General features: G+C 66.6%; 21 protein-coding genes. 8 read left to right on the top strand and 13 right to left on the bottom strand.

The window, feature by feature from the left end:
- Window positions 1-75: 75 nt before the first annotated feature.
- Entirely contained in the window at window positions 76-678 is a 603-nt protein-coding gene (locus GY812_11455) for a hypothetical protein (protein ID MCP4436090.1), read from the top strand.
- Between the two features lie 257 nt (window positions 679-935).
- Window positions 936-1,736, top strand: a complete 801-nt coding sequence (locus tag GY812_11450; GenBank protein ID MCP4436089.1) for a bacteriorhodopsin — start codon at window positions 936-938, stop codon at window positions 1,734-1,736.
- A 410-nt stretch (window positions 1,737-2,146) separates the two neighbouring features.
- On the opposite strand, the gene GY812_11445 is transcribed toward GY812_11450, so the two are convergent.
- A complete protein-coding gene (locus GY812_11445; GenBank protein ID MCP4436088.1) occupies window positions 2,147-2,710 on the bottom strand; it encodes a phage major capsid protein in 564 nt (187 codons plus the stop codon).
- Window positions 2,711-2,845: 135 nt separating this feature from the next.
- On the opposite strand from GY812_11445, the gene GY812_11440 reads away from it, so the two are divergent.
- Complete coding sequence (locus tag GY812_11440; GenBank protein ID MCP4436087.1) at window positions 2,846-3,652, top strand: thioesterase family protein; 807 nt, start codon at window positions 2,846-2,848, stop codon at window positions 3,650-3,652.
- Window positions 3,653-3,719: 67 nt separating this feature from the next.
- On the opposite strand, the gene GY812_11435 is transcribed toward GY812_11440, so the two are convergent.
- The 4 genes from GY812_11435 to GY812_11420 are packed head-to-tail and all read right to left on the bottom strand — an operon-like array spanning window position 3,720 to window position 6,744.
- Window positions 3,720-4,499: a VOC family protein gene (locus tag GY812_11435; GenBank protein MCP4436086.1), complete on the bottom strand. Its 780-nt coding sequence runs from the start codon at window positions 4,497-4,499 to the stop codon at window positions 3,720-3,722.
- 46 nt (window positions 4,500-4,545) lie between these two features.
- Window positions 4,546-5,064, bottom strand: a complete 519-nt coding sequence (locus tag GY812_11430) for a MarR family transcriptional regulator (GenBank protein MCP4436085.1) — start codon at window positions 5,062-5,064, stop codon at window positions 4,546-4,548.
- Complete coding sequence (locus tag GY812_11425) at window positions 5,057-5,884, bottom strand: taurine dioxygenase (protein MCP4436084.1); 828 nt, start codon at window positions 5,882-5,884, stop codon at window positions 5,057-5,059. The genes GY812_11430 and GY812_11425 overlap by 8 nt, the downstream gene beginning before the upstream one ends.
- Window positions 5,884-6,744: a crotonase/enoyl-CoA hydratase family protein gene (locus GY812_11420; GenBank protein MCP4436083.1), complete on the bottom strand. Its 861-nt coding sequence runs from the start codon at window positions 6,742-6,744 to the stop codon at window positions 5,884-5,886. The genes GY812_11425 and GY812_11420 overlap by 1 nt, the downstream gene beginning before the upstream one ends.
- Window positions 6,745-6,807: 63 nt before the next feature.
- Here GY812_11420 and GY812_11415 point away from each other — a divergent pair, with 63 nt between their 5' ends.
- From GY812_11415 to GY812_11405, 3 genes are read left to right on the top strand one after another with little or no spacing between them, the layout of a single operon-like run.
- Window positions 6,808-8,055 carry a cytochrome P450 gene (locus tag GY812_11415; protein ID MCP4436082.1) on the top strand — a complete coding sequence of 416 codons (1,248 nt, stop codon included), beginning with the start codon at window positions 6,808-6,810 and terminating at the stop codon, window positions 8,053-8,055.
- The gene (locus GY812_11410; GenBank protein ID MCP4436081.1) at window positions 8,055-8,651 is read left to right on the top strand and encodes a TetR/AcrR family transcriptional regulator; all 597 of its coding nucleotides are present in this window, start codon (window positions 8,055-8,057) and stop codon (window positions 8,649-8,651) included. Before GY812_11415 ends, GY812_11410 begins: the two co-directional genes overlap by 1 nt.
- A gap of 46 nt (window positions 8,652-8,697) precedes the next feature.
- On the top strand, window positions 8,698-9,855 hold the full coding sequence (locus GY812_11405) for a hypothetical protein (protein ID MCP4436080.1): 1,158 nt from the start codon (window positions 8,698-8,700) through the stop codon (window positions 9,853-9,855).
- 30 nt (window positions 9,856-9,885) lie between these two features.
- On the opposite strand, the gene GY812_11400 is transcribed toward GY812_11405, so the two are convergent.
- Window positions 9,886-11,421 carry an AMP-binding protein gene (locus GY812_11400; GenBank protein MCP4436079.1) on the bottom strand — a complete coding sequence of 512 codons (1,536 nt, stop codon included), beginning with the start codon at window positions 11,419-11,421 and terminating at the stop codon, window positions 9,886-9,888.
- 43 nt (window positions 11,422-11,464) lie between these two features.
- Window positions 11,465-12,232, bottom strand: coding sequence for an acetoacetate decarboxylase family protein (locus tag GY812_11395; GenBank protein ID MCP4436078.1), 768 nt, complete (start codon window positions 12,230-12,232; stop codon window positions 11,465-11,467).
- A 257-nt stretch (window positions 12,233-12,489) separates the two neighbouring features.
- On the opposite strand from GY812_11395, the gene GY812_11390 reads away from it, so the two are divergent.
- Together GY812_11390 and GY812_11385 are read left to right on the top strand one after the other, a co-directional pair.
- Complete coding sequence (locus tag GY812_11390) at window positions 12,490-13,140, top strand: MFS transporter (GenBank protein MCP4436077.1); 651 nt, start codon at window positions 12,490-12,492, stop codon at window positions 13,138-13,140.
- A complete protein-coding gene (locus GY812_11385) occupies window positions 13,140-13,643 on the top strand; it encodes an MFS transporter (GenBank protein ID MCP4436076.1) in 504 nt (167 codons plus the stop codon). The genes GY812_11390 and GY812_11385 overlap by 1 nt, the downstream gene beginning before the upstream one ends.
- Here the strand turns inward: GY812_11385 and GY812_11380 are convergent.
- The 6 genes from GY812_11380 to GY812_11355 form a co-directional block, all read right to left on the bottom strand.
- The gene (locus GY812_11380; GenBank protein ID MCP4436075.1) at window positions 13,640-14,734 is read right to left on the bottom strand and encodes a hypothetical protein; all 1,095 of its coding nucleotides are present in this window, start codon (window positions 14,732-14,734) and stop codon (window positions 13,640-13,642) included. The genes GY812_11385 and GY812_11380 overlap by 4 nt on opposite strands.
- A gap of 72 nt (window positions 14,735-14,806) precedes the next feature.
- The gene (locus tag GY812_11375) at window positions 14,807-15,658 is read right to left on the bottom strand and encodes a cutinase family protein (GenBank protein ID MCP4436074.1); all 852 of its coding nucleotides are present in this window, start codon (window positions 15,656-15,658) and stop codon (window positions 14,807-14,809) included.
- 99 nt (window positions 15,659-15,757) lie between these two features.
- On the bottom strand, window positions 15,758-16,609 hold the full coding sequence (locus GY812_11370) for a metal-dependent hydrolase (protein ID MCP4436073.1): 852 nt from the start codon (window positions 16,607-16,609) through the stop codon (window positions 15,758-15,760).
- A 123-nt stretch (window positions 16,610-16,732) separates the two neighbouring features.
- Window positions 16,733-17,653: a hypothetical protein gene (locus tag GY812_11365; protein ID MCP4436072.1), complete on the bottom strand. Its 921-nt coding sequence runs from the start codon at window positions 17,651-17,653 to the stop codon at window positions 16,733-16,735.
- Between the two features lie 137 nt (window positions 17,654-17,790).
- On the bottom strand, window positions 17,791-18,288 hold the full coding sequence (locus tag GY812_11360) for a GNAT family N-acetyltransferase (GenBank protein ID MCP4436071.1): 498 nt from the start codon (window positions 18,286-18,288) through the stop codon (window positions 17,791-17,793).
- The gene (locus GY812_11355) at window positions 18,289-18,744 is read right to left on the bottom strand and encodes a hypothetical protein (protein ID MCP4436070.1); all 456 of its coding nucleotides are present in this window, start codon (window positions 18,742-18,744) and stop codon (window positions 18,289-18,291) included.
- Between the last annotated feature and the right edge of the window lie 75 nt (window positions 18,745-18,819).

Here is an 18,819-nt window from a genome sequence, read left to right as displayed (position 1 = left end):
AACCTCGCATAGTTCCGTACAACGCAACCATGGTCATCGTGTTCTCACTCGAGGAAGCCTTGGAGGGAGACCACGATGAAGAAGACCTTCGCTGCTGTGGCAGCGTCTGTAGCCTTGACGTTGGTTGCTGCAGGTTGTGTCGGTCCGCCCGCAGACGGGCCACCGGCCGAGCCCGAGATGCTGGCTGTCGCTTACTCCAACCTCGACGGCGTCGATGGCTACGACCCGACGGGGTCCGACGTGCTGATCGCAAGACTGATGGACACCAATGGTGATGGGGTCCACTCGGCGGGTGACACAGCGGTTCTTGTTCAGTACCCCTTGGGTCTTACGGCTCCTGAGTTCGGTGAGTTCGGCTCAACTACTCACGTAGGCGCCTCCGACCCAGTCATCGTTGGCAACGCCGCCGGAGTCAAAACCGCTGAAGGCTCGATCTTCGTGTGGAGAGCTGACCAGGGCCTGGAGGCGTTCCTCCAGCTGGACCCCAGCACTAGCGGCGTACGCAGCACTGTGGTCCAGATCGAGGCCCAAGTTGAACCCCCGCCGTTCGAGCCTTACTTCACCGACACTGTCTTCGTGAACGGGGCTGCCATCAGCGATCCAGCGACTGACGTCGGGCCACTCTGGGCGGCCTCCTACGCAGACGACCCGTTCATCGACGTCGACATCTTCATCTGAAGCGACGCCGATACTCAGGGCGTGTGCGAAAGCGGGGAGGCAGGGGCGCTCAGGGAGGCGGTGGTCGTTGAACTTCGGACCGGCCTTCCGCTATCCGGTACCCCCGTCGCCGACGCCCGACACGGTGGACGACGAGAAGAGTGAAGCTCGTACACATACCTGCACCGGCATGTGGAACCGCATCCATATTGCTGATGAGATCGAAGGAATAGGTGTGACACACGAGTCGGCGTGGGCACGAAACTAAAGGAGCAGCAATGGAGCTCGTACTGACAGAAACCCAATACAACTTGGTCTACAACAGCTTCTCGTTCGCAATCGCCTGCATGGGCGCTGCCTTTGTGTTCTTCATTCTCGTGAGGAATCGGGTCGCACCCTGGCACCGCATGGCCATCACACTGTCGACCCTGGTAGTCGGGATCGCTCTCTACCACTACGTTCGGATATTCGATTCTTGGTCGGCTGCGTTCACATTTGTCGGGGGCGAGTACGTGCAGGACGGTGAGCCGTTCAACGAGGGGTACCGCTATGTCGACTGGCTGCTCACGGTTCCGCTCTTGCTTGCGGAACTAGTCGTCGTGTTGAAGCTGGCACCCGCCAAGACACGGAGCCTTCTCATCCGACTGACCATCGCCGCCATCGCAATGATCGTTCTCGGGTGGCCTGGGGAGCTGTCGGACCCTGACTCGACCGCACGGACCGTGTGGGCAGTTCTGTCCACGATTCCCTTCCTTTACATCCTGTACGTGCTCTTTGTTGAGCTCGGCCGTTCTCTCGATCGGCAGAGCGCTGGTGTGCGCAAGATCGTCGAAGGGCTCCGGTTCCTGCTCCTGTTGACCTGGGGTGTGTACCCCCTCGCCTATATCGCTCCCTCGGTCATCGACAATGAGGCGACTGCCGAGGTAGCCCGGCAGGTGGGCTATTCGATCGCAGACGTGCTGGCGAAGCCGCTGTTCGGCCTCCTAATTCTGGCCATTGCGATATCCAAGTCCCGCGATGACGGCTACTCGATCGAGCCGTCCGGCCATCCCCTGTCCGAAGATCAGGTCTCCGTCTGAAGGCGGTCGGCCCGTCCAGCTGGGGACCCTGGGCCGCCGAGGCAGCCGACGAAGTGCGGCGAGAGTTGACCGGGCCGGGTGGCGACGAGGAGGAGGCAACCTCGATCGAGGTGCTGGACCACGACGAGCCGGTGGATGGGGCCACGAGCTACAGGGTCCGAGGGAGCCGTCACCCGGCCCGAGAGAACCAGAGAGCCGGAGGTGACGGGATGGGCGGACCCATCCCAACCACCTCCGACTCGTCGGGGTACTTCGACGGTGACCGAGCAACTCAATCCCGGTCGGCCGTCTCAACGGGCGCAGCCCTCGCCCGGTACCTAAAGGCGACGTCGCTAATAGCGGAGGCGAAACAGACCCCCGGTGCCATAGCTCAACGAGCATGAACTACTCGTGTCGCCTTAGAAGATGACTCAGGCGTTCCAACCCGAGTCGTAGACGACCGAGGCTTCCTCGGCTACACCGATGTCAGCACGGACGATGCCAAGGATGGCGGTCTCGTCGTTCGAGAACCGGAAGTCACGACTCGACTCGACCTCGACGTCCTTACGGACACCGACGTAAACACGGGACAGGTCGACGAGTGCGACCTCTCCTGCGGGCACGGCCGACGAGACGTGGACCGGGACTCCGAAGATGGAGCGAGCGGTCGCAGCGGTCGGCGTCGAGTTGAGGAGGTACTCCCCAGTGCCCGAAGCGGTCTCGCCACGGACGTCGCCCCACTCCTGCGGGTTCAGGAAGAAACCAGCCCTCGACAGGTCGTTGTCATTGGCCTCGAAGACCGAGAGGAAGGTCTCCTGGTCGGCCACGGTGAGAGCACCGGAAGCGGTGATACCAGCGTCGGTCGGTGACGTCCGAGCGAAGATGCTGGTCATGTTGGCTCCGGTGCCATCGCCGGTGAGGAACTGAGCGTCTCGGTCACCCGGTTGGGAAATGGTCCCGATGTCATCGCCATCCTCGCTTGTGCTCTGAGCCATCCGGCCGGCAGTGAACCATCCCACTGCGAGCAAGGAATCCTACGCGCAACCGACCGCGGTGATTCCGGGCGACCCGCTGCACGCAATACCCTGCGGGACGTGACCGACCCAGGAGAGTTCACACGAGCCACCGCCGTGACGCGCCGCGAGGGGGCCGCGCCAACGCATCCACAGCCAACAGCGGTCTACGGCTCGCAGGTCGCAGATGGCTGGGACATCCTCGGCAACGCCAACGGTGGATACCTGCTCGCCTCGGTGGCCCGGGCGTGCGCCATCGAGCTCGACCGGCCCGACCCGGTGAGCATCACCGGGCATTTCCTCTCACCTGGCACGCCGGGGCCCACAACCATCGAGGTGAGCACGCAGCGCGTCGGTCGCCGGTTCGCGACCGCCGCAGCCAACCTCCGAGCGGGTGACGGCAAGCTCCTGCTGAGCGCGCTGGGGTCCTTCGCGGACCTCTCGGAGGCCGACGGACCGCTGCGCGTCGACGCGCAACCCCCCGACCTGCCGCCTGTCGAGGAGTGCCTCGGCGCTCCCCCGCCGGTGGGTGAAGGCGGCGAGGGGCCCAACTTCATGCACAAGGTGGACATGCGCCTTCACCCCGCGGACGCAGGGTTCCGGCACGGCCGTCCCAGTGGCGACCCACGCGTCAGGGGCTGGTTCCGAATGCCCGACGGCGAGCACGTGGACCCGCTCGGGCTGCTGTGCGTGCTCGACGCGTTCCCACCCACGGTGTTCAACTCCGACCTGCCCGTGGCCTGGGTCCCCACACTGGAGTTCACCGCCCATGTCCGCTGCCGACCTGCGCCGGGCTGGCTGGCCTGCGAGTTCACGACCCGGATCGTGTCGAGTGGCTTCCTCGAGGAGGACGGCCTGGTCTGGGACAGCGAGGGCAGACTCGTGGCCCAGTCGCGCCAGCTCGCGCTTGTTCCACGCGGCTGAGGGCGATGAAGCCGGCCACGGAACGGATCCGGGCCGAGCCGGCGGTCCTCACCCAGCCTCTCGTGAGTCAGATCGCGTCGTTGAGCTTGATCACGGAGAACACCGAACCTGCTGGGTCGTTGAGCACGGCCGTGCGTCCCACCGGGAGGTCGAAGGGCTCGACCGACACGGTGCCACCCACCTCGACTGCCCGCTTGGCCGTCGCATCGGTGTCCTCGACGGCGAAGTACGCCATCCAGTGTGTGGGTATCCCCTCGGGCCAGCTGTCGTCCATCTCCATACAGCCGCCTATGAGCTTGTCCCCGAGGTACAGCTCGCGGTACTTGAATGGCGCGTCGGCACCGTCCTGCAGGTGGACTCTCCAACCGAACACGGCGCTGTAGAACTCGAGCACCTCATCCGCGTTGCGCACGGTGAGCTCGTTCCAGCACAGCGAGCAGGGCTCGTTGACCAACTCGGCGCCGATGTGTCGGCCGGGCTGCCAGATGGCGAACACTCCCCCGCTGGGATCAGTGGCAATGGCCATCCGCCCGGCGTCGAACACGTCGAATGGTGGGGCCATGACCCCTCCGCCCGCCACCGCGATCGTTGCCGTGGTGGCGCCGGCATCGGCCACGGTGATGTAGGTCGTCCACGACGGCGGGGCCTCCATGCCCGGAGGTGTGGGGCTGGCCGCGGCGACCGAGCGGCCACCCTGGGCAAACATCGTGTAGTGCCCGGCCTCCTCACCCTGGTCCTCTGCATCCCAACCGAACAGCTCCGAGTAGAACGACGCCAGCCGCTTCACGTCGGGTCCGTTGACATCGACCCAGCTGGGTGTTCCCGGCTCGTACCTGTCGACCTGCATTACGCCTCCTCGGACCGGCGGCGGATCACCCGATCGACTCCGACCGTCACCCGACGGTACCCACCTCACCGGCGCTACGCAGCCCGAGTGCAACCGGGGCCAAGCCCGAGTCCGCGTGCCCCCCGGCACGCTCCATGGCGGCCAGCGCGCTCTGGGCAGCCTCCGCGAGCTGCTCGAGGTCGACATCGCCCAGAACCGCCGCATACGTCGACTCGACATCGGCCAGGAGGGCGTCATAGAAGTCGGCACCGTCGCGCGTCAGTGACACCAGCAGGCTCCGGCCGTCGTTGGGGTCCTCGATCCTCTCGACGCGCCCCTCCTGCTCCAGCCTCTTGAGGGTCGACGTCAGCCCACCTGTGCTCTGCACGATCCAGCGGCCAATCGTGGTCGGTCGCACGGGTTCGCCGGCCGCGCCGTGGCGCAACACGGCGAGCACACGGAACTCGGCCGCGGAAATGCCGCGCCTGCGACACGCCTGTGTCAGGAGATCGTCGTTCAGCCGTTCCAGCCGCGCCAGCAGGAACACCACCGTACGCAGCTGCGCGGAACCGTCGATTTCAGTCATCGACTCGGCCCGTCGTCACGTCGGCAGCTTCGAGCGCCTGGCCGATAAAGGCCACGCGGTGCGCGATGCGCTGCTCGTCGTAGTCGAACACCGCGTAGTGCTGGGTGGCCCAGTTGTCCCATATGACGACGTCGCCCTCCTGCCAGCGGTGCCGGTAGGTGAACTCGGGGCGCGACACGTGCTCCATCAGGAACGGCAGGACCGCGTCGGACTCCTCTTGGGGCAGGTTGGTGATTCCGCGGGTGAAGATCCGGTTGACGAAGAGTGCGGGGCGACCCGTGACCGGGTGGGCAATCACCACCGGGTGTTCGAACGAGGAGCCGGGGCCGATCTCATGCAACGCGCGGCGACCGGCCAGCAGGCTGCGCATCCCACCGGAAAGCGAGTCCCATGCGGCATGGGTGTTGGCGAACAACGTGTCACCGCCGTAGCTCGGGCAGCGCACCATGCACAACGACGCCCCCATCGGGACTTCCTCGCGCCAGGTCGCGTCGCTGTGCCAGCGGTCGGCCTTGTAGCCCTCGACGCTGTCGAACACGGTGACGTACTCGGCGTCGGGGTGCGCCACGTTGTAGCTCTCCACCGGCTGGAGGTCACCGAAGGTGCGCGCCAGCTGCTCCTGTTGCTGCGGGCTCGGCGACAGCCGCGGAAACACCAGCACGAGGTGCTCGTGCAGCGCCGCCTTGAGCGCCTGCTGGGTGGTGCCGTCTTCGAGGACCGCGTCGAGGCTCACCTCGGCGCGCGCGCCTATCGACCCGGAGAGCTTCGTGAGCCCGAGTCGGGCCGTGTCAAAGGCTTCGGGTGTCGGTGTGATCGCCATCAGTGCCCCCTTGGGCCGCTAGGTGGTGGGTCGTACTCGGCCGCCCTGCCCTCGAGGCGGCTCAATACCGCTTCGATCTGGTTGGGAGTGGCCATCAGGTCCATCGATACCTTCAGCTCGAGGGCCAGACCATCGGCGGCCGATACCAGGCCCGACTCGTTGAGCAGCGCCTTGGCCGCACGCATTGCATCGGGACTCTTCGAGGCGATCACTTCCGCTGTGGCCATCGCCTCGGCCACTGGGTCCTCAGCTGATCGGGTCACGAGCCCGAGCGAAGCGGCCTCCTCTCCGTTGATGCGCCGGCTCGTGAGCACGATGTCCTGTGCGACGTCGAGGCGCACCAGCCGACGGAGTGACTGCACCGGCGACAGGTCGGGCACCAGCCCCCATTCGGTCTCGACGAAGGCAAACCGCGCATCGGGCGCGGCGAACCGGATGTCGGCTCCGAGCGCGATGTGCATGCCGGCTCCCATCACCGGGCCGTGCAGTGCAGCGATCACCGGTTGCGGCAGTTCGTACCAACCCCATCCGATCAGCTGGGGGCGCGCAGCGCCTCCCGGGCTCAGGTCCTCCGCTGCGGCCTGCACCGAGTCGGAGCCCCCGCTGAGCGAGCCCGCGCCGATCTCGGCAAGCACCTCAGTATCGAGTCCGGCACAAAAGCCCCTGCCGGCGCCCCGCAGAACGACCGCCCGGATCCCGGGGTCGGCTGCGATGGCCCCCTGTGCTGCGATGATCCCCTCGATCATGTCGCCGTCGAGCGCGTTGAGCTTGGCGGGGCGGTCCAGGACAACATCCGCTATCCCGTCGGCCACCGTCAGCGAGACGCGGTCGGCGAACCGCGTGGGAGATGGATGGTCCATTCGCAGAGACTAGCTCGCTATCTAGCTTTATGTCGCGCTAGTTAGCTGGACATATTGCGCCCGATGTCCAATACTCGCTACATGATGCCGCCTGTGACCACCAACCAGCAGAGCAACACCGACCCGGCCGACGCCGCGTTCGTCCCGTGCAACGAGGACACCTGGCGGAATCCGTTCGACATGTATGCGGCACTTCGGGAGCACGACCCGGTGCACTACGTATCCGATGGTGACTACTGGGTGCTGAGCCGTTTCGACGACATCTTCAACGCGGCACGCAACACCAAGACGTTTTCCTCCGCAGAAGGCCTGACGTTCAACTACGGGGAACGCGAGGCGCTCGACATGGACTTCGCCCCGATGGTGATGCTGGACCCTCCGGAGCACACGGCGTTCCGTCGGATGGTCGGGCGGGGATTCACCCCGCGGCGCGTGCAGACGATCGAACCGCTGGTGCGGGACTTCGTGGTCGAGTACCTGGGTCGCCTGGCCGATGGAGGCACGGGAGATTTCGCCGTCGACTTCGCGAAGCCCCTGCCCAGCTTCGTGGTCGCGTTGTACCTGGGAGTGCCGGAGGAAGATCGGGGCAGCTTTGACCGCTGGACCGACTCGATCGTGGCCGCCAATGCCCAGGGTGAGAACCTGCAGGCCATCGACGCCGTGGCCGAGCTCGCGCTCTACTTCTCCGAGCTCGTCGAACGACGCAAGGCCGAGCCCGGAGACGACGTGGTCTCCGAACTGGTTGCACTCATGCAGGACGGCGAGGAGATGGACCTGTTGTCGATCCTCGGGTTCACGTTCACGATGGTGGCCGGCGGCAACGACACCACCACCGGCCTACTCGGCGGCGCCGCTGAACTGCTCACGGACAACCCCGACCAGCGGGCCCTGCTGGCCGAGGACCCATCCCTGATCGACAACGCCGTCGAGGAGTTCCTCAGGCTCACGTCGCCCGTGCAGGGTCTCGCACGCACCGCCACCCGCGATGTCGAGATCCGAGGTCGGACCATCCCGGCCGGACGCAAGGTGTTTCTCGCGTACGGATCCGCCAACCGCGATCCTGACGAATTCGGCGTCGACGCAGAGGAGCTCGACGTCACACGGAACATCGAGCGGATCATGACGTTCGGCTATGGCGCCCACCATTGCCTCGGCGCAGCGACCGCCCGGCTCCAGGCACGGGTTGCACTCGAGGAGTTGCTGGCCCGCCACCCCGACTTCACCGTCGACGCAGCCGCAGGCCGGTTCGCCGGCGGTCACTTCGTTCGCCGCTACGCCTCCCTGCCCTTCACCGCCGGCCCCGCCGCCTGATGGGCCCTGACTGGATCGCAGAAGACCGCGCCGCCCTGGCCACCTCGCGCCTCTTGGACGCGGCCGGCGCCGTGTTCGCGGAGCACGGCGTCCAGGCCACCACCATGGCCAAGGTGGCCGCTGCCGCAGGCTGCTCCCGTGCGACGCTGTACAACCACTTCGCAGACCGCCGGGCGCTCGAGCTGGCGTTCGTTCACCGCGAGGCACTGCGGATCAGCGCCGAGGCGACCGAAGCGCTCAGCGGTCTCGCGGATCCCGAGCAACGGGCCACCACCGCGTTCGAGTTCATCCTCGACCGCGTCCGATCCGATCCGAGCCTGCTGGCGTGGTTCTCCGCGTCCGACGTGGGCGTTGCGACGGCGATCAGCTCCGACTCCGAGGTGCTCGGGGCCATGGCCAGCGCGTTCGCCGGCCGGCTCGCGAAGGAACTGCCCGAGGCTGATGCGGTCAGGCGCGGGCGCTGGCTCGTGCGGATGATAGTTTCGCTGCTCGCGATGCCCGAACCGGACTCGATGGAGGAACGCCGGGTGATCGCGGACTTCGTCGTCCCGGCACTGCTCGCGGCACCGCCGATCCCGACCGGGGTGGCCGACTGAAGGCCGCACACTGTGGCTACCGTGTTGGTTCCGTACAGCCGACCCGGTGAGGTGTGCATTGATCGACCTGCTGACCAACGACGAACTGCGCTCGATCGCAGAGGCCCACTCACCGCATTGCGTGTCGATGTACCTCCCGACACACAAGCGGGGACAGGACGTACAGCAGGACCCGATCAGGCTCAAGAACCTGATCTCGCGCGCCGCCGGTGAACTCGGCGCACTCGGGCTCAAGCGAGACGAGGCCGACGAGTTCCTCTCCCCCGCCGCCCGTCTGCTCAAGGATCCGGACTTCTGGGCCCACGGCGAGGAGGGCCTCGCAGTGCTGGTCGACGACCAGGGTATGCGCACATTCCACCTGGGCGACGCGCCGGATGACCTACTCGTCGTAGCCGACCGGTTCCACGTGAAGCCGCTGCTCCGTTCCCTGTCGGCCGGTGAGGCCTACTGGATCCTGGCCATCAGCCAGAACCACATCCGACTGCTGCGCGGTGGCCCCAACGGCGCGGCCGAACTTGGTCTTGGCGACATCCCCGAGAGCCTCGCAGCTGCGCTCTGGTTCGAGGATCGCGAACGACAGCTGCAGAGCCACGGCGCCAACCGCGTCGGCAGCGGGCGTGTCAGCGCCACGTTCCACGGCCAGGGCATGGGACGCGACACCCAACACAGCGACCTCGGCCGCTTCCTTCGTGCTGTCGACGACGGGGTACGCCACCTGACAGCGGGCGGCGGCGAGCCGATCGTGTTGGCCGGGGTCGAGCGTGACCTGGCGGCGTTCCGCGAGGTGAGCCGCACAGAGGGGCTGTTGTCCGAGGCCGTCACCGGCAACTGCGACCACAAGTCACCCGACGAACTGCACTCAGCCGCATGGCCGATCGTGAGCGCCCGGTTCGAGATGGCGCTCAACGGTGTGCGCGACGCGATCGCCGCGGGCAACGGGTCCGCCGAGACCCACCTGGCCGCAGCCCACGTGGCCGCCGAACAGGGAAGGGTCGAGTCCCTGGTGGTCGCCCTCGGAGTGCAGTTGTGGGGCCGGGCAGGCGAGGACTCGGCACCGGAGGCGCACGCCGAGCGGCTGCCGGGCGACCGCGACCTGCTGGATGCCGTGGCGATCGAGACCATGCGACACGGCGGCTCCGTGCACGCGGTTGATCCATCAGCGGTGCCCGGCGGTGGCCATCTCGCCGCTCTGCTGCGCTGGTGAACTGCCGTCGCAGAACAGCTGCGCAGGCGCTCAGTTGACCGCCCGGTCGCGTCCTTCCCAGAACGGTGCGCGCAGCTTGAATTTCTGGAGCTTGCCTGTCGCGGTGCGGGCGAGCTCGTCACGGAACTCGAAGCTGCTCGGGCACTTGAATCCGGCCAGGTGATCCTTGCAGTGCGCGATCAATGCCGCCTCGTCCACCGTCGACCCTTCGACCAGGACCACCAGAGCCTTCGGTGTCTCGCCCCACTTCTCGTCGGGAACGCCGATCACGGCAACCTCGGCAACCTCGGGATGCGAGAAGATGCAGTCCTCCACCTCGATCGACGAGATGTTCTCGCCTCCCGAGATGATCACGTCCTTCTTCCGGTCCGAGATCGACAGGTAGCCCTCGTCGTCTATGAGGCCGCCATCACCGGTGTGGAACCACCCGCCCTCGAGTGCAGTGGCACTCGCCTCCGGGTTGTCCCAGTAGCCCTCGAGGATGTGGTTGCCGCGGGCCAGGATCTCGCCCTGTTCCGACAGCCGCACGCGTATGCCCAGCGCGGGGACCCCGGCGCGTGACAGCTTCCGCGCACGCTCGGGTGGCTCGAGTTCATCCCACTCGCTGCGGTTCCGGTTGACCGTGAGGACCGGCGAGGTCTCGGTGAGTCCGTAGATCTGCATGAACTCCCAACCGAGCTCCCCCTCGACGCGCTCGATGGTGCGGGTGGGCGGCGGCGCGCCCGCAACCACGATGCGGACCGTTCCAGAGCCAGGTATCGGCCCGTCCCAGTCCTTCGCCGCGTCGAGCACCGCTGCTACGACAGCCGGAGCACCACACATCAGGGTGACCCCGTGGTCACGAATGCGGCCGAGGATCTCCGCTCCGTCGACCTTGCGCAGGATCACGTGGCGGCCGCCCATGGCGGTCAGGGCGTAGGGCATCGTCCAGCCGTTCACGTGGAACTGGGGCAGGGTGTGCAGCAGCACGTCGCGGTCGGACACACCCGTATGCCAACCGAACGTGGCCGCGTTGAGCCACAGGTTGCGATGCGTGAGCTGCACGCCCTTGGGCCGGGCAGTCGTGCCGCTGGTGTAGTTGATCGACGCCGTGGCGTCTTCATCGGGCTCCCACCGTGCCGGCTCCGAGTCGAAGTCGTGGAGAACCTCATCGGTGTCGCTGCCGATCACGAACCGATGCCGTGCCGTGACTCCGGAGAGCGCGTCGTCGAGTTCCGGGTCGACCAACAGCACAGATGCGCCGGAATGCTCGACGATGTAGCCGACCTCCTCCGCAGTGAGCCTGAAGTTCACCGGCACCACGACGCGCCCGTAGGCGCTGACCCCGAACAGCGACGACAGAAGCCGCGCCGAGTTGTGACTCACGATGGCGACCCGCTCACCGTGACCCACGCCGAGGCGGTCGAGGCCGGCGGCCTGGGCCCGTGCCAGCGCCGCCAGGCGGCTGTAGGTGACCTCGGGCCAGGGCTGCGCCGGCTGGTCCGGCTCGTCGACCACGCCCACGCGGTCGCCGTAGACCGCTTCGGCGCGGTCAATGTGGTCACGAAGTGTCAGTGGCACCTTCACGTCTGCTCCTCCGCTGCGTCGACACGATCAGCGACCGATTCTGTCAGCCGACACCCAGCGGGCGCGCCAGGTCCCGCGACACGAGTGGTTGCGGAGCGCTCATCTCGAATGTGAGGCCTTGGTTGTGCACACCGATCAGGGGCCTCGAGAGGCCCAGATCGCGAAGTTCATCCGCGATCGGGTGGTCTCCGAGCATGAACTCCACGCGTCGTCGGTGATAACCGACACCTCGGTAGCTCTGGGTCAGCCGGCCAACATGGGGCCGGCCGCTGATCAGCGAATAGACGGGCGGCGAGATCGGACCGCTGCGGCGCCGACCGCCGCCCGGCAGGGCCAACTCCAGCACGGTGTCGCCGCCGTCGCGCCACGACATGCGCTCACGGCTGGGCGAGGATGTGTGCCGCAGCTCGGCCAGGGCCTTCGGGAATCCCCACATCCGCAGCCCACAGTCCCTCGACAGGGTGGAGCTCACGCCCAGCCTCCAGGTGTACGAGGGCACCTCCCCGCCGATGATGGACCCCAGCGCGGAGGCCCAGGGAATGCGCCACTCCCGGTCCATCGGCTCCACGAACACCGACAACGCAATCTCTTCGTAGCTGCCGCAGTCGGTATCTGTGTAGTGGACACAGTTCACGCCCACGACCGCCTTGGTGGGCATCGGTTGTGCGACCACGAATGGGGTCTCCGAGATCAGGTCCTGCACCCGGTCTGCGGAGGCCGCCATCATGACCATCATCGAGCTGCCGTCGCGGAAGCGTGTCGGATAGCTGAGTTCGCGCCCCTCGATCTCGAAGGTCGTGTCGGGGTCCAAGCGGTCAAGGATACCCAGGTGGAGCAACCAGCCCGACCGACAGGCACAGCCGTGAGGACCTGTCAGCGAGGAAATGGAGCCTCGGATGGCGACGTCCTACGAGGAGATGGCGAGCTGAACATGCGGACGTCCGGCGTCCCCCGAAGGGTGTGACAACGAGTCGGGATCCACTCGGCGCGTCGCCTTGTGGACCACGATCGTCTGCATGATCGGGTCGAACAGCTCGACATGAATCGAACGGACATGGCCGCGCGGACATGAACCGAACCGCCGTGGCGCTGCTCGGGCTGGCGGGCGGCGTGCAGATGGTCGACCCCACGATCTCTTCGATCGCATTCGTGGAGGCCTCGGAGGACCTCGGCTTCTCCCCGAGCATGGCGGCACTCGCGGCGAGCGTGTCCACTCTCGCACTAGCGGCGACCGTCATCGCCACCGGCGCTGTCGCCGATCGGCTTGGTCGCAGGCGTGTGTTCATCGCAGCACTGCTCACAGCGGCCGCCGGAAACGTGATCGTCGCGGTGGGGCCGACCACGCCCATGTACATGGGCGGCAGGATCATCGCAGGAATAGGCCTCGGCGCCGTGTTCGGCTCTGCGTTCGCCTTCGTGCGCGATGTGGCGGGCGAGGAGATGGGCAAGGCGCTCGGGCTGTTCGCCGCTCTCAACGGCGCCGTAATCGTGGTGGGAGGCCTTGCCGGCGGCGCCCTCGCAGCTTGGAGCTGGCGCCTGGCGTTCCTGGTGGTGCCGGCGCTGTGCGTGCTCCTGGCACTTGCGAGCAGGTCAGTGCTGCCCGACATCCAGCCCCTTGGCGCTGGTCGGGTTGGGCACCGTGGGTGTGCTGTTCGGTCTCAGCAAGGCCGCTCGCGACCTCACCAGCCCAGCGAATCCTTGCCATTGGCTTCGCCCTGATGGCTGCGGGCACCGCCACCTTCTTCGTGGTCGGCGACGACCTCATCTACCTGTTCTTCCTTCCGGGGCTGGTCGCCATCGGTGTCGGCATCGCCTATGCCTCGGTCGCCCAGTCCCAGCTGTACCTCGCCGAGGCACCCGCCGACGAGTTCGACCCAGTCACGTCGTCGCGCATGACCGTCGGCCAGTTCGGCTTCGCCCTCGGGCTGGCCGGCTCCTCGACGTTGATGGCCCAGATGATGACCGACGGCGTCGTCGACCAACTGCGCAAGGCGGGCGTGCCGCCACAGAGCTGGGGAGAGGGAATCGCCGCGGCCAGGCTGCACATCAGGTCCGCATCGACAGGTGAGCAGGGCGAAGGCGTACTCGACGCCGCCGCACCCAACTACGTTGACGTCTTCAGTCTCACGATGCTCGTTAGTGCGGTGCTGGTGGCGCTTCTGGGCCTGCTCAGCTGGTACCTGCTGCGCCGATCGGCCCGTGCGGCTGTCCCAACCGACTAGCGGAACATCATCTTTTCGAACAGCGTGCGCCCGGCCACGGTCTCCGAGATGCCGTCGAGGTCGATCGACAGTTCCATGTCAGCGTTGAAGTCGTAGTACATCGGGTGCTGCAACACGTGGCGCACCGCTCCGGCAAGGCCGTGATGCGGCTTCTCCATGTCGAGCGCCTCGATCATCTCCACGTTGGTGACCTTCATCGTGACCGAGCCGTCGTCGGTGCGCCATGTCCACTCCAGCTCCGTCGGGTAGTGCTGGTGGTTCGGGCCGGGCACGTCGCCGGACGTCTCCAGTCGCAACGGCAGCATGTCGTCGGTGACCACCTCGTCACCCTTGGCGAGCAGGAAGGTCGGGATGTTGATTGCACCGAGGCCGAAGAGTCCCTTGGTGGTCATGCGCACGTACACGACGGTGTAGTCGCCGATGTGTGCGCGACCCCAGAACCAGTGGTCCAGGCCCGCGTCCATGACCTTGTTGCCCCAGTTGTGGTCGTGGTACGCCGAGCCGGACACCTCGCGGCTCTCCCCGTTGACCGAGACGGTGCCGCTGACGGTTCCGTACGGAACGGGTACGACCCAGGCGAGGTGCTGGCTCTTCGCCTTGTCGAAGTAGGTGATGCCCGCCCCTGGACGCCACGACGGCGACCGGCGCTCCAGCTTGATGTCGGCGACCACCCCATCGCCCTCGAGGTGCAGCTCATAGCTGGCGAGGTCACCGGTCACGGTATTGGGGCCGATGCGTATGTCACACCCATCGGTGGAGGCGGAGAACTCCGAGGCGGGATGGTGGGTGTCGGCGCGCACCTTGGTGCCCTCGGGCCCGTGGTAGATCAGCAGCACCGAAGGGTCCAGTGGTCCGTCCGGGGCGGTGTTGGGCTTGGTGTTGAACGTCGCGACCAGGGTCGATCCATCGTCGAGCTGCATGTCGAAGTACCACCACTCGAATGAGTTCTCCACATCGCCAGCCGATCGAAAGCCGTCCTCCCAGACCGCCACCTTCGTCGCGTCGATGTCCAGGGCCGCAAGCCCTTCTGCCTGCGCGGCGTCAATCTGCGCTCGCACATCGGGTGTGTCGGGAATGTCGTGTCCGTGCATCGGCGGGGCTCCTCGATCTCTTGGATTCCGAGGGTACGAGCGGATTCACAGAATGCCTCCGCATCCGCGCCATCAGCGCACCGCTGTGACCGATCCAGCCGCTTGGCGCATCGCGGGCCCGAACGCCCACAGGTCGTAGTCGACATGGCGGCGGCTGCAGATGGGCAGTTCGGCATGCTCATCGCACTCGTCGACTGCGTCGAGGATCGAGAACCAGATCTGGCCCGTGCAGAGTCCGTCGAACCGGCCGCACCAACTCGTGGTGCGACCTTCCAGGACCTCGGGCACATAGGGGACGCGTGGCCCGAGTATCCCGTGGCCGGACGGAACGCTGGTTCCTGCCCCCACCATCCACGGACCCACCACCAGACCCGGATCACCGAAGACGTGCACCGCAGCAATGCTCGCGAGGTATGGAGCCGGCATCCGAGCGAGTCCCTTCATGGCCGCATCAGCACCCTGTGACTCGCCCACCACCACCACCGCCTGGTCCGGACACATGGAGTGCATGGCTGCGATCACAGCGACGAGTTCGTCGCCGCCCAGGCGGGTGGACTCGTTGTAGGCCCCGATGAGGAACAGCTCGCGCTCGGGATCCCCGATGGTGTCGATGCCGAAGTATCCGGCGAATCCCGGCGCCGGGTAGCCACCTTCATCGAGCACGCCATCACCGTCGAGGTCACCGAGCTCCACGAACCGCGTGGACAGCGTGGGATCGAGTTCGCCGAGAGCGTCCACGAACAGCTCCTCGAGCATTCGTGCGGAGCCGGCGCCGACGTCATTCGAGCTGCCCCGCGCGAACACCAGGGCTGCATCCGTGCAGTCGGCGACGTCGACGGCGAAGTCGCCCCGCGCTGTGGCGGGCGTGCAGGCACTCAGCGCCAAAAGCGCAGCCGCCAACGCGAAGGCGCCGACTCGGTGCATCCCCCGGCCCGCCGTCGACATGGAACCAGTCAGTTGCCCGGCGGAGCCCACCGCAGCATCGACCCCTGGCCTGCCAGCCACGCCACGTGACGAGTCGTCTCAGCTCGCCTTCACGAGCGACGTGTCGTCGTACCAGTCCCTGAGCATGCCGGCGTCATCGATCTGCCACGGGTGGAAGCTCGGCTTGAAGTAGGCCAGCAGCAACGGCCCTTGTCGGCGCAGTACCCGCTTCTGGAACTCGAGGGCTTCCTTGCGTTCCGCCTTGGTGATGTGGTGCGGGTCCTCGCGCATCATCGCCCGGGCGATCTTGACCTGCGGGACAGCAAGGAAAAGCGCCGCCATCAGCACCGACAGGATCCTCGTGACGTATCCGCCGCCCAACCGCTGGAACAGGTCGAACGCGACCGACTTGTGCTCCAGTTCCTCAGCAGCATGCCAGCGCCAGAAGGCCAGCATCTGAGGGTCCATCTCGTCTTCGACCTCGTCTGACTCGAGCAGCGAGTGTGCTCCCACCGCGGTGAGGTGTTCGGCGAACACCGTGATGCCGAGCTGGATCTTCGCCGGTAGCCAGCGCTGCGCCCGCTTGAATATGCGCTCTGCGTAGGCCTGACGCGCTGCGATGTCGATGCCGAAGCGCTCGCACGACGCGTTGTAGCGATCGTGCGCCTCGCCGTGGAGAGTCTCCTGCTGAACGAAGCCGCGGATGACATCCCGGGTGCCGGGATCGGTGACCTTGTGCTCGTAGTGACGCACCGAGTCGATGAAGAAGCGCTCCCCGGGCGGGATCATGATCGAGAAGCCGTTCTCGAAGTGCGTGAGCACCGGGTTACCCATGTTCCAGTACTGCGGGATCGCATCGAGGTCCTCGAAGCAGTACTCCCGGGGCTGCATCGACACGCCCTCCGGGAAGTCCTCGGATCGAACCGGCTCATGGACTTCGGTGTACGACATCTGAGGCCCCCTCTTCGTATCGGTCGAGATTAATCTACTCGCCGTAGCAGGCAGGATTCAGCCTGGTTCGGGGTGACACTTGTCGCAACTGTCCCGAGCTGCCGTGCAGCTTGCGGCCGGAGCTCAGGCAACCGGCATCGAGCCCTCCCGGACCCTTACCGCACCCCGCAGGTCATCCTCGGAGAACGGTCCGAGAGCACCCTCACCGGTGGCCCACCTGTAGAGCGCCACACCGAACACCGTGCGGCAGGTGGAGGCCTTCACGGCTCCGACGATGATCAGCACGACGCCGACTGCTGCGAGCACCAGGCCTGCGACCATCGCAGCGCCACCGACGGCCACACCGATCACGATGCCTCCGACGACGAGGAGCAGGCCCGGCAGGGTGTAGATGAGGAAGAACCGGAATCCGATGCGAACGCTGCCGAGCACCGCCTCACCCCAGGTGGAGCGGATGACGCTGGCCGAGCGCTTGATGGCATCCACTGCGCCCATGTTCTCGAACACGATCACCGGCAGCACGAGCGTGGTGGCGACCATCCATACGGCTGCGACCAGCCCGGCCAGCAACGACCGAACGAGCGACACGATGATGCCACTGTCACCGTCGCCCTGGATCATCCCCACGAGCGAGTTGACCGCGACAGAGATGGCCGACCAAGCGGCGAAGGTGCCGAACCTGGACCGACCGGCCTCCCTGGCTGCCGCGTCATCTCGCTCGCGGCCATGGAGCACGGCGTCGGTGGCGCTCACCAGCCCGGCGAGCTGGATGTTGGCGAAAGTGAGACCCGCGATCACCGAAGCCACCACCAGCAGGGCTCCGAGCACCAGGGCGACGATGCCGACAGCACCGAGCCCGGCGTTGTCGTCGCCGCCGACGAGGCCACCGAACACGACGAGCCCGACGCCCACCAGCACGCCGATTCCGCCGACGAGAGCGCCGTGCACCGCAGCGCGCACGGTCCATCGGTACATGCCGGGGTTCTCCTTCACGAGGCTGTAGCTCGCACGGGTCAGTTCCTTGCTGTTGCCCCATCTGCGCATGACTGTGTCTCCTGGTGTCGAATGCCGGCGACACGCGACGCGCCACCGTTCCGTTTCCTTCGGCCGCGGATCCCCGGAAATGAATGCCCAGGGCACCCCGATGGGACGAATCGGGCCCAAACAGGGCCGCGACACGTTCAGCCGACGGGCAGGCGCCATTCGACCCGGCGCTCCTCAACGACGACCCCCGGTGCGAACTCCTCTTGGCGGGCTACCGACTCCGAGCCCCCGTTGCGCCGGTAGAAGCGGCGCGCACCTTCGTTGCGCTCGAGCACCCACAGGTACAGCACCGCACCGGGGGCGACCTGCGCGGCCCGGCGGAGCACGGCCTCCAGGACCTTCTGCCCCACTCCCGTGCCGCGCAACGTCGGAGCCACATGGAGGTTGTCGAGCAGGAGGTCATCCCCGTCGCCCTGGCCGGGGCGCACGGAACCGAACGCGACGACACTGTCGCCGACCTCGGCAACGACCACGAAGCCGTCGCCGGGCAGCTCACGCCACTGGCGCCGGTGGCGCTCCGGCACCTCTTTCAGAAATGCCCCAGGCAGCAGACCGCTGTAGGCGCTGAGCCAGCTCCGCGTGTGAAGCGCTGCGATCGCAGCGAGGTCGGCTTCGCCGGCTGGGCGGAGCTCCACTCAGCCGGCAGCCTCGGCCGCCGCTCCGATGTCGACCAGGTCGGCCGCGATCGCCTTGCGGGTGCTTCCGGCCATCAGGCGCCCGACCGTGAAGTCCATGATCTTGGCCATCGTCGACTGCGGTTCGCCGCGAAACGACATGGTGAGACGGCTCCTGTCTGCGGCGGGCTCCACGGTGATCTCCGAGAAGTACTTGGCGCCGTGGGACTCCGCTTCGGTCGCGTAACGCCTGCCTTCGTCGTACTCGGTCACTTCCATGTCCTCGGTGGCGGTCTTGCCGAACATCGTGCGCGTCTCGCGCCACCTGGTGCCGAGACCGAACGAGTCGCCGTCATCGAGGCGCTCCACCTTCTCGATCGCACTCACCACAGCCACCCAGTCCTCCATCCCGACGCATATGTCCCACACCACTGCGCTATCTGCCTTGATGTCCTGGGTTGCGCTCACCGATGGCATGTCTCCGACACTACCGCTGCCCCCGGCAGGACGATGACCGTAGATTGGCCGGGACGCATCTGGGCTCCCCAGTGC

The sequence above is a fragment of the Actinomycetes bacterium genome (assembly GCA_024222295.1).
Taxonomy (GTDB): domain Bacteria; phylum Actinomycetota; class Acidimicrobiia; order Acidimicrobiales; family Microtrichaceae; genus JAAEPF01.
The sequence above is the reverse complement of the archived record's forward strand: the minus strand, read 5'-3'. Positions and strand labels throughout refer to the sequence as shown.

Coding starts and splice junctions, on each gene's coding strand:
- GY812_11455 (MCP4436090.1), top strand. CDS start 76: ATGAAGAAGACCTTCGCTGCTGTGGCAGCGTCTGTAGCCTTGACGTTG.
- GY812_11450 (MCP4436089.1), top strand. CDS start 936: ATGGAGCTCGTACTGACAGAAACCCAATACAACTTGGTCTACAACAGC.
- GY812_11445 (MCP4436088.1), bottom strand. CDS start 2,710: ATGGCTCAGAGCACAAGCGAGGATGGCGATGACATCGGGACCATTTCC.
- GY812_11435 (MCP4436086.1), bottom strand. CDS start 4,499: ATGCAGGTCGACAGGTACGAGCCGGGAACACCCAGCTGGGTCGATGTC.
- GY812_11430 (MCP4436085.1), bottom strand. CDS start 5,064: ATGACTGAAATCGACGGTTCCGCGCAGCTGCGTACGGTGGTGTTCCTG.
- GY812_11425 (MCP4436084.1), bottom strand. CDS start 5,884: ATGGCGATCACACCGACACCCGAAGCCTTTGACACGGCCCGACTCGGG.
- GY812_11420 (MCP4436083.1), bottom strand. CDS start 6,744: ATGGACCATCCATCTCCCACGCGGTTCGCCGACCGCGTCTCGCTGACG.
- GY812_11415 (MCP4436082.1), top strand. CDS start 6,808: ATGTCCAATACTCGCTACATGATGCCGCCTGTGACCACCAACCAGCAG.
- GY812_11410 (MCP4436081.1), top strand. CDS start 8,055: ATGGGCCCTGACTGGATCGCAGAAGACCGCGCCGCCCTGGCCACCTCG.
- GY812_11390 (MCP4436077.1), top strand. CDS start 12,490: ATGAACCGAACCGCCGTGGCGCTGCTCGGGCTGGCGGGCGGCGTGCAG.
- GY812_11385 (MCP4436076.1), top strand. CDS start 13,140: ATGGCTGCGGGCACCGCCACCTTCTTCGTGGTCGGCGACGACCTCATC.
- GY812_11380 (MCP4436075.1), bottom strand. CDS start 14,734: ATGCACGGACACGACATTCCCGACACACCCGATGTGCGAGCGCAGATT.
- GY812_11375 (MCP4436074.1), bottom strand. CDS start 15,658: ATGCACCGAGTCGGCGCCTTCGCGTTGGCGGCTGCGCTTTTGGCGCTG.
- GY812_11370 (MCP4436073.1), bottom strand. CDS start 16,609: ATGTCGTACACCGAAGTCCATGAGCCGGTTCGATCCGAGGACTTCCCG.
- GY812_11365 (MCP4436072.1), bottom strand. CDS start 17,653: ATGCGCAGATGGGGCAACAGCAAGGAACTGACCCGTGCGAGCTACAGC.
- GY812_11355 (MCP4436070.1), bottom strand. CDS start 18,744: ATGCCATCGGTGAGCGCAACCCAGGACATCAAGGCAGATAGCGCAGTG.